Here is a 4,291-nt window from a genome sequence, read left to right on the forward strand (position 1 = left end):
AAAACATAAAAAACGCCAATATTTTAAAGCGGATAATAACCCCAGGGCTTCTTTTGCCTTTTTTTTTATTCGGTAAATTTCTTAATATTTATAGCTAAACGACAATCGTCATCCCAGTGCTCCTTTTTTTGTCATCCCAGTCTGGGATCTATTTTGCATGTAACTCTAATTGTGTTTTGGCATAAAACGCGACGCGTATTAGACTTATTTGCAAGCAAAGCTTGCTAGATCCAAGTAGTCAGGGCACTGGGATGACAGGAGAAGGAAGCACTGGGATTGGGATGGAAAAGGCTATTTGTGTGATGCCAATGAGTGATAGAAAGTTCTGCAAGAAGTCATTAATTGCAAAAATTTAATATAAGTGGTAAAGTAGAACCACTGAATAAAAAACATATGTTAATTAATACAACGTCGGAGCTGGAGGACATATGTGAGGGGTTGATAGCAAAAAAGCCAAAATTTATAGCAGTTGACACGGAGTTCATTAGAAATAATTTAATCTACTACCCAAAATTATCGTTAATTCAAATTTCTTACGGAGAGAAGAGTTTTATTGTAGACGCACTAGTGCCAGAAATTGATTTATCATTCATTAAGAAAATAATGCTAAATCAGGGGATAACCAAAGTGTTTCATAGCTGCCGGCAGGATATAGAATCCTTACTCACTGTGTTTAAATGTATTCCCACTCCCATTTTTGATACCCAAGTTGCTGCTATGTTTTGTCATTATTATCATGACTTTATTGGTTACTCAAAAGTAGTGGAGCAATATCAAGGAATAGCACTGGATAAAATTAAAGCTAAAAATTCAGATTGGTTAAGGCGTCCGTTGTCCGAGGATCAGTTAGACTATGCAATAAACGACGTGATACACCTATATGACCTACACCAAATATTGTGCAATAAACTTGAAGAAAATAATAGGATGGGTTGGTTTCAAGAAGAGATGGAATCAATAGTTAATATAAATAAGTATTTACATAATCCAAAAGATGCATGGAAGAGGATGAAATTTAATTATGAAGTAAATCCAAGGTTGATACTAACTGTTAAAGCAGTTAGTGAGTGGCAAGAAACCTTAGCACAGCGCTATAATATGAACCGTAATAAAATAATCAATAACGCTGTAATAGCTGGTTTTATTGAAAAAAATATAGAGCATGTTGATGAGATTTTAGATGATCTCAAGAGGAATGCAAAAAATATAAAAGATGCAGATTTACTAGAGTTTGTGAATATTTTTAATGAAAATGAGGGAAATTGGATGCAGCAAAACAATACCTTATCGAGTAATTATGACAAATCTGTACTTGATATACTCTCAATTATTTTAGATAGTAAATGTAAAGAAAGTAACATATCAAGGAAATTAGTTTCTTCAAAAGATGAGTTAACCTGGTCAATATCTAGACAGACAGATAAATTATTCAAGGGGTGGAGATATGATTTTTTTGGCAGGTCAGTTGAATCATTTTTGAACACAAGCTCAAAATTTGAGATTTCAGCAGTGAAATCCGCAAATAATATAACCAAAATTCAGAGTAATTTGGTAGAGAATAACTGTTGCTAAAGTAACTTAGATTTATCGACAATCGTCATCCCGCTACGTGTTAGCGGCTAAGAGATACCGCGGCGGTATGACGGTTAAGTAGGGTGTCATCCAAGTAGCCCTGACTACTTCGATCCAGGAAAATTGATTGTGCACTATACAACATAAAAGCTAGATCCCAGACTGGGATGACACCACCTACAAATTGCAATGTTCGTATAGTTATGTGCTTGACACTGGGATCTAGAAAATCTAGTTAATATATATAGAGAAACCTTAGCTATAGTTTCAAAAGAAGTCGAATGTATTTTGTTATATGATTATAAGTCTAACAGGCGGAATTGGGGTAGGAAAGAGCTTTGTAGCTAATTGCTTTCAAGAGTTTGGTGCTGTTGTATTTGATGCTGATTCTGTTGTACACCAACTTTATAAAGTGGATAAAAGCATAATAAGTTATGCAGAGAAAAATTTTCCTGGAGTGGTAGTAAATGGTGAAATAGATAGAACAGTACTGTCTAAATATTTCTTAGCCTACGATGAAAATTGGAAACAATTTCAATCTTTGGTTCACTCTGCTGTGCTGCGTGAATTAGAATTTTTTATTGCCAAGGAAAAAAAGATCGATAGAAAACTTTTAGTTTTAGATGTGCCACTTCTATTAGAAACAAAATTTTATTTATATTGCGACCTTATTGTTTTTGTTCATGCAGATAGCGTTGTGCAAGCTCAAAGACTTAACGAACGCAACATAGATAAAGAAAAGCTTAATCTAATCTCCGATGTTCAGTTATCTATTGAGGAGAAAAGGAAGATGAGTGACTTTATTATCGATACCAGTGTAAGCAAAGAGTATGTTTTTTCTCAAGTAAAAGATATAGTGGATTCATTAAACCTAAACACGTAGCTCTACGTCATACCGCCGCGGTATCTCTAGATCCCGCTAACAAGCAGCGGGATGACGGTTGTCAGGATCCCAGCAGCCTCCCTCCCCTGTCATCCCAGTGTCAAGCACTGGAATGACACCCTTCCGATGGGAACTGCTCTCAAACTACAACAGCATGAGTAGCTATAGAAGCTTTAATGATACAAGAAAAAATAAACAGCTATCATTTTTTTAGTAATTAAGTAAAATAGAGTGAAAGATTGCGAGGAAGTTTTGAAAAATAAGATAAAAAAGATAGTAATTTCAGGAAAGGAAGTGTGGCCAATCATCGAGGGCGGCAAAGGCATTGCAGTTAGTGATGGAAGATCAAGCGGAGCATTTGCTGCAGCAGATGCTGTGGGTACATTTTCTGGTGCAAATGCTAAGCTTATTGATGATAATGGCGAGTTAGTGCCACTAATTTATAAAGGCAAAACAAGAAATGAAAAGCATAGTGAATTGATTGAGTATAGTATTGAAGCTGGAATTAGTCAGGCAAGAATAGCAAATGAAATATCAAAAGGTCATGGAAGAATACACATGAATGTACTTTGGGAGATGGGAGCAGCAGAACGCGTACTTCATGGCATATTAGAAGGAGCGAAAGGTTTGATTCATGGTATTACCTGCGGTGCTGGTATGCCTTATAGGCTTGGAGAAATTGCAGCTAAATATCAGGTTTATTATTACCCTATTATCTCATCGGTGCGTGCTTTTAAAGCATTATGGAAGCGTGCTTACCAAAGAATATCTTCCTATTTGCTTGGTGGAGTAGTGTATGAAGATCCATGGCTTGCTGGAGGGCACAATGGACTGAGTAACAGTGAAGACCCAGAGCTACCACAGGCTCCATTTGAAAGAGTTGCAGAGCTTAGATCTTTCATGAACGAGATCGGTCTTTCAGAAACACCAATTGTTATGGCAGGAGGAGTGTGGCATTTGAAAGATTGGGAACATTGGTTTGACAATCTGCAAATTGGACCAATAGCTTTTCAGTTTGGCACTCGTCCACTTTTGACGAAAGAAAGCCCAATTTCTGCAGAGTGGAAAAAGAAGCTACTCACTTTAGAAGAAGGTGATGTATTTTTAAATAAATTCAGTCCAACAGGGTTTTACTCATCTGCAGTAAAAAATAACTTCATACGTGAGTTGCAGGAACGGAATTCACGTCAAATAAAGTTTTCAGAAAATGCTAGCGAAGAATTTAATAATGAATTTGCAATGGGTAGCAGAGGTAGAAAGATCTACCTTACTGCAAAAGACAAAGAACTGGCAAATACATGGACTAAAGCAGGGTATACAGAAGCAATGAAAACTCCAGATACAACTGTTATTTTTGTGACGCCAGGCAGGTTTGCAGAGATAAGACAAGATCAAATCAATTGTATGGGATGCTTAAGTCATTGTTTGTTTAGCAATTGGAAAGATCATGGTGACCATTCAACAGGACGAAAGCCAGATCCGCGTAGTTTTTGCATACAAAAAACACTGCAAAACGTTATACACGATGGTGATATTGAGAACGAACTCATGTTTTCCGGGCACAATGTGTACAAATTTAAGCAAGATCCATTTTATGAGAATGGCTACGTACCGGCAGTAAAAGAACTGGTGGAAAGGATATTGACTGGGTATTGAGTCAGTAACCTTACCCAGAAAAAGTGGAGAGAAAGTGTGGAATGTTTTTTACAAAAAGAATGATGCATCAAATTGTTCTGGAATGCAATAGTTAATAGTGACGTTGTTTGTTATAAAAAATTTCTATGTATTCAAATATTGCAGTTCTAGTTTGTTGAGCAGAGTGTTGTGAAGTATCAA

At 36.4% G+C, this 4,291-nt stretch carries 4 protein-coding genes and 1 pseudogene; 4 read left to right on the forward strand and 1 reads right to left on the reverse strand.

What is annotated here, in order from left to right; genetic code table 11:
* Positions 1-221: 221 nt before the first annotated feature.
* The 4 genes from ACIPNH_RS03900 (at position 222) to ACIPNH_RS03915 (ending at position 4,111) form a co-directional block, all read left to right on the forward strand.
* Complete coding sequence (locus ACIPNH_RS03900; protein ID WP_010962423.1) at positions 222-356, forward strand: hypothetical protein; 135 nt, start codon at positions 222-224, stop codon at positions 354-356.
* Positions 357-393: 37 nt separating this feature from the next.
* The gene (locus ACIPNH_RS03905) at positions 394-1,572 is read left to right on the forward strand and encodes a ribonuclease D (protein WP_264329865.1); all 1,179 of its coding nucleotides are present in this window, start codon (positions 394-396) and stop codon (positions 1,570-1,572) included.
* Positions 1,573-1,867: 295 nt separating this feature from the next.
* A complete protein-coding gene (gene coaE, locus ACIPNH_RS03910) occupies positions 1,868-2,455 on the forward strand; it encodes a dephospho-CoA kinase (RefSeq protein ID WP_006280338.1) in 588 nt (195 codons plus the stop codon).
* 252 nt (positions 2,456-2,707) lie between these two features.
* A complete protein-coding gene (locus ACIPNH_RS03915) occupies positions 2,708-4,111 on the forward strand; it encodes an NAD(P)H-dependent flavin oxidoreductase (RefSeq protein WP_182365528.1) in 1,404 nt (467 codons plus the stop codon).
* A gap of 48 nt (positions 4,112-4,159) precedes the next feature.
* Here the strand turns inward: ACIPNH_RS03915 and ACIPNH_RS06755 are convergent.
* Positions 4,160-4,291: pseudogene (locus ACIPNH_RS06755) on the reverse strand (IS3 family transposase); the annotation flags it as partial.

Origin of the sequence: Wolbachia endosymbiont of Drosophila barbarae, from assembly GCF_044752445.1 — a bacterium.
GTDB classification, from domain to species: Bacteria; Pseudomonadota; Alphaproteobacteria; order Rickettsiales; family Anaplasmataceae; genus Wolbachia; species Wolbachia pipientis.